General features: G+C 33.1%; 3 protein-coding genes. All 3 read left to right on the top strand.

The window, feature by feature from the left end:
* The first annotated feature begins 101 nt into the window (after nucleotides 1-101).
* Nucleotides 102-302, top strand: coding sequence for a helix-turn-helix domain-containing protein (locus tag HNR52_RS12115; RefSeq protein ID WP_435620730.1), 201 nt, complete (start codon nucleotides 102-104; stop codon nucleotides 300-302).
* A 110-nt stretch (nucleotides 303-412) separates the two neighbouring features.
* A complete protein-coding gene (locus tag HNR52_RS12110) occupies nucleotides 413-997 on the top strand; it encodes a CHC2 zinc finger domain-containing protein (protein WP_435620729.1) in 585 nt (194 codons plus the stop codon).
* On the top strand, nucleotides 964-2364 hold the full coding sequence (locus HNR52_RS12105; RefSeq protein WP_435620728.1) for a DUF3987 domain-containing protein: 1401 nt from the start codon (nucleotides 964-966) through the stop codon (nucleotides 2362-2364). Before HNR52_RS12110 ends, HNR52_RS12105 begins: the two co-directional genes overlap by 34 nt.
* The last annotated feature ends 386 nt before the right edge of the window (nucleotides 2365-2750 follow it).

The following is a 2750-nucleotide window of genomic DNA, read 5'->3' as shown; positions in this document are numbered from 1 at the left end:
AAAAACGGAAAATCACATATTTCTAGCTGCTCTTAGTTAAATTATATAAATCAACGTGTTTATCACTCTATAAATTTTTAAATGCGAAATCTCTGTGTAAAATGAATAAAAAATTATTAAAACTTCCTGAAGTGGCAGAAATATTAGATTTAAAAGAAGACAGAGTATATGCTTTGGCAAGAGAAGGCATTTTGCCTGTTGTTCATGTAGGACGCCAGCTAAGAGTCGATCCCGATAAATTATTAGAATGGATTGACAATGGCGGAAAAGCTTTCGATGGCGGCTGGAAAAAATCAAGTTAAAACAGCCTTTATGTTAATTAAGGAAGGGATCTGCAATGGACAAAAATACCATAGAAAAATCTATGGCAAATAAAAAAAATAAATTGTGCACTAATAATACTATATGTAATATGTTTGAATATGTCAAATCTAATATTTCCCTATTACAGGCTATAGAACTTTACGGTTTTATGCCTGTAAAAAAGGGGTCACATTACTTCATAGTATGTCCATTTCATGCAGATAAGAATCCTTCCTTAGCAATATATGAAGATGTCTATCATTGCTTTGGATGCCAAGCACATGGCGATGTTATAGATTTTACAGCAAGATATTTTAATATTACGCCATTAGAAGCAGTTGAAAAGCTGGCGAATGACTTTGGCATACCTTTATCGCGAATTAAGCCTAATAAGGAAATCCAGAAGAAAGCTATTAAAAGGCAAAAATTTAATAGTCTACTTAAGAATTTTAAGAGCAAATATGATGAAACGTATGACTATCTTTGCAAGCTATTTCAAGCATATACGAAGATAAAATCATTAGTTGAAATACCTGACGATATGGATTTGGAAGCATTTGTTGAAGCCTGCAAATATCAAGACCTGATTGAATATTGGATTGACACATTAAGAAATGGTTCATTAAAGGAACAGCTTGACGTTATTAAGGAGGTCAAAAAATGGCGACAAGAGAAGAAAAAGAAAATGAGATGATGGCATTATTAGAAGAAGCAGAAAAAGATGGCATATTATCAGACGATCTACAGAAAGAAGACAAACAAGAAGAAAATGAGACGCAAGAAGAATTACAGAAGGAAGCAGTGCCATGGCCTGACGATTTTAAAGAAGAAGCCTTTAGAGGATTAGCAGGTGAAGTAGTAAAAGCCATAGAACCATATACAGAAGCAGACAAAAACGCATTACTGATAAATTTTTTAGTAGCGTTTGGAAATGTAGTAGGACGTCAAGTTTACACTGTTGTAAATAAAACAAAGCATTGCTTAAATTTTGATGCACTGTTAATCGGTGATACTTCTACAGGTCGAAAAGGCACATCATGGGATCCAATATTCGAATTATTTAATAGAGTTGATCCTCAATGGGCTAAAAATTGCAATAAAAGCGGATTGGTAAGCGGTGAAGGTTTAGCATACCATGTCAGAGATCCAATATACAAAAAAGAAACAAATAAAAAAACACATGAGATAGAAACGGTATTAGTAGATGAAGGAGTAGAAGATAAAAGGCTGATGGTGGTTGAAGGTGAATTTGCGAGTGTTTTGCGTGTAATGCAAAGAGAAGGTAACACACTATCACCAGCTATAAGGCAAGCATGGGATGGGAAAAACCTTCAAGGACTTCAAAAAAATAATGCCATAAAAGCTACAGAACCGCATATTAGCATTATTGGGCATATAACACCTGAAGAGTTGGATCGATACCTTGCAGATGTGGATTTATTCAATGGGTTCGCAAATCGATTTTTGTTTGTTTGTATTCAGAGTAATAAGCTTTTACCAGAAGGTCCAGAAATACCAGATGCAATATACAACAATTTAGTTTTAAAAGTGAATGACGTTTTAGAATGGATAAGGCACTTAAAGCCAGAGGAGCAGAAATTGAAACGCAATAATAAGGCTGAAGCTATATGGGCAGAAGCATATAAAGATTTAAGGCACACTAAAAAAGGGATAATCGGAAAAGTTTTAGGACGTGCAGAGGCACAGACTTTAAGGTTATCGATGCTATATGCAGTATTAGATAAATCAAAAGAGATACGACCAGAACACATTATATCGGCGTTGGCTATATGGGAAAGATGCAAACAATCGGTAGAATACTTCTTTGGTGACGATGAAGAAGATGATCCAATTATGATAAAGATATTGGAAGGTCTTAAAAAAAGACCAATGTCACAGGCAGAAATAAATAGTGAAATATTTCAAAGGCACGTAGATGCAAAAATAATTTCAAGAGCATTAAGGGAATTATCAAAAGAACGTAAGATAGTTTGTGTAAAGCAAGCTACAGGAGGCAGAACAAAAAAAATATGGAGTATAGTTGCGAAAAAAGCGAATTAAGCGAAAAAGCAGTTTAAAAGCAGAGTTGAAGCAGTGAAAAAACTGCGCAATATATGCGAAAAAAGTTTCTATCTTTTATCGATAATTAGCTTTTTACCTTTTAATCTTTTTTCGCACTTAATTCGCAATATAAAACAGACTTGAAAACCGCTATATATCTATTATTTCGCTTTTTTCGCTAATTTCGCAGATATATTTTATAAAAATTAAAAAATATTATCATATCTATTCGCCAAACAATAACTAAAATACCTATAGATGAGAAAATTCACTAACATAAATTACCATAATAAACTTACATGAAAAAATTTAATAAAAAATAGAGACAAATGCTCGCTTTTATGGTATTTAATATGTTGTTACACTATAACAATATTAACCATAGG

This window comes from Thermoanaerobacterium thermosulfurigenes (assembly GCF_051201035.1).
In the GTDB taxonomy this organism is placed as follows: domain Bacteria; phylum Bacillota; class Thermoanaerobacteria; order Thermoanaerobacterales; family Thermoanaerobacteraceae; genus Thermoanaerobacterium; species Thermoanaerobacterium thermosulfurigenes.
The sequence above is the reverse complement of the archived record's forward strand: the minus strand, read 5'-3'. Positions and strand labels throughout refer to the sequence as shown.

Bases quoted from the DNA above. Each gene is read 5' to 3' on its own strand.
- HNR52_RS12110 (WP_435620729.1), top strand. From the start codon at position 413: ATGTTTGAATATGTCAAATCTAATATTTCCCTATTACAGGCTATAGAA.
- HNR52_RS12105 (WP_435620728.1), top strand. From the start codon at position 964: ATGGCGACAAGAGAAGAAAAAGAAAATGAGATGATGGCATTATTAGAA.
- HNR52_RS12115 (WP_435620730.1), top strand. From the start codon at position 102: ATGAATAAAAAATTATTAAAACTTCCTGAAGTGGCAGAAATATTAGAT.